Annotated in this window: 2 protein-coding genes; one reads left to right on the top strand and one right to left on the bottom strand. The window is 51.5% G+C overall.

The genetic code is table 11. The features are described 5' to 3' along the window. Nucleotides 1–105: 105 nt before the first annotated feature. A complete protein-coding gene (locus BP727_RS01300) occupies nucleotides 106–501 on the top strand; it encodes a hypothetical protein (protein WP_013720703.1) in 396 nt (131 codons plus the stop codon). Between the two features lie 22 nt (nucleotides 502–523). Here BP727_RS01300 and BP727_RS01295 read toward each other — a convergent pair. Next, a partial coding sequence (locus tag BP727_RS01295) for an MTAP family purine nucleoside phosphorylase (RefSeq protein ID WP_286857006.1) occupies nucleotides 524–1,027 on the bottom strand: 504 nt, incomplete at its 5' end.

The following is a 1,027-nucleotide window of genomic DNA, read 5'->3' as shown; positions in this document are numbered from 1 at the left end:
TGGCTTGAGAATTTCTCGGCCATAAGTGTGGTCAGCTTTGCTTTTATTCTGATAAAGACATCTTCTATAGAAGAAGATATATTCCACTAAGGGATCATTCGTTTCATGAAGCTGGTCATCATATTGGCAATATGCCTTGCCCTTTTCTCGGCAGGGTGCATGGAGAAGGAAGACAGTGGCGGCGCAAAAGACAGCGCCGCAGGGGCCTCAGAGCCAGTTGGACATGCTGACACTGAAATGATAAAAGTGACCATTACCTCACCTGATGCCGGGCAGATCATCAAGGGTGATGAGGATATAAGCTTTGAAGGCTCTGCAAAAGGTGGCGAAGGAGATCTGAGCTACGAATGGAGCTCGAGCATTGATGGAAAGCTGTCCACCAGCCGGTCCTTCAAGCAGAATCCAATAGAGCTTGAAAAGGGTGGACATATCATCATTCTCAAGGCCATGGATGAGAGCGGCAAATCCGGACAGGGCAGCGTCCAGGTCGAGGTGATGTAGGGCTACAGTTCCAGGGGCTTTTCTAGAGCGCTGCCTTGGATAGGGATTCCCTGCAATGGCAGGATCTTTTTTCATCCAGCTTTAAAGCCGCCTGATAAATTATCTCCCGGACATCCTGATGGCACTTTTTCACCTGCTCAGGGATATCGCTGGCGGAAAGGCTCTCAGATTCCCCCATTCCGGCGGCGGGATTGGTGATAATGCAGATAGAAGCATAGCACAGTTCAGCCTCCCTGGCCAGAGCTACCTCTGGATAGCCGGTCATACCCACTACATCCCCGAACTGGCGCATCATTCTGATCTGGCCAGGCGTCTCAAGATGGGGGCCTTCAGCGCAGACGTAGACTCCTTCCGAGGTCTCCAGATCAAGCGACTTCGCAGCTGCAAGAAGATGGCCTCGGAGATGGGGGCAGTAGGCTTCGCTCAGGTCTATATGCACCGCTCGGTCCTCATAGAATGTGTTGGACCGGCATTTGGTGAACTCGACAAAATCATAAGGGAAAAAGAAGCTTCCCACGGGCTGAGA

The sequence above is a fragment of the Methanosaeta sp. UBA356 genome (genome assembly GCF_002496465.1).
Taxonomy (GTDB): domain Archaea; phylum Halobacteriota; class Methanosarcinia; order Methanotrichales; family Methanotrichaceae; genus Methanothrix; species Methanothrix soehngenii.
This window is presented reverse-complemented; position numbering and strand designations above follow the sequence as displayed.

Excerpts from the sequence above, each read along its gene's own strand:
- BP727_RS01300 (WP_013720703.1), top strand. The coding sequence starts at position 106 with ATGAAGCTGGTCATCATATTGGCAATATGCCTTGCCCTTTTCTCGGCA.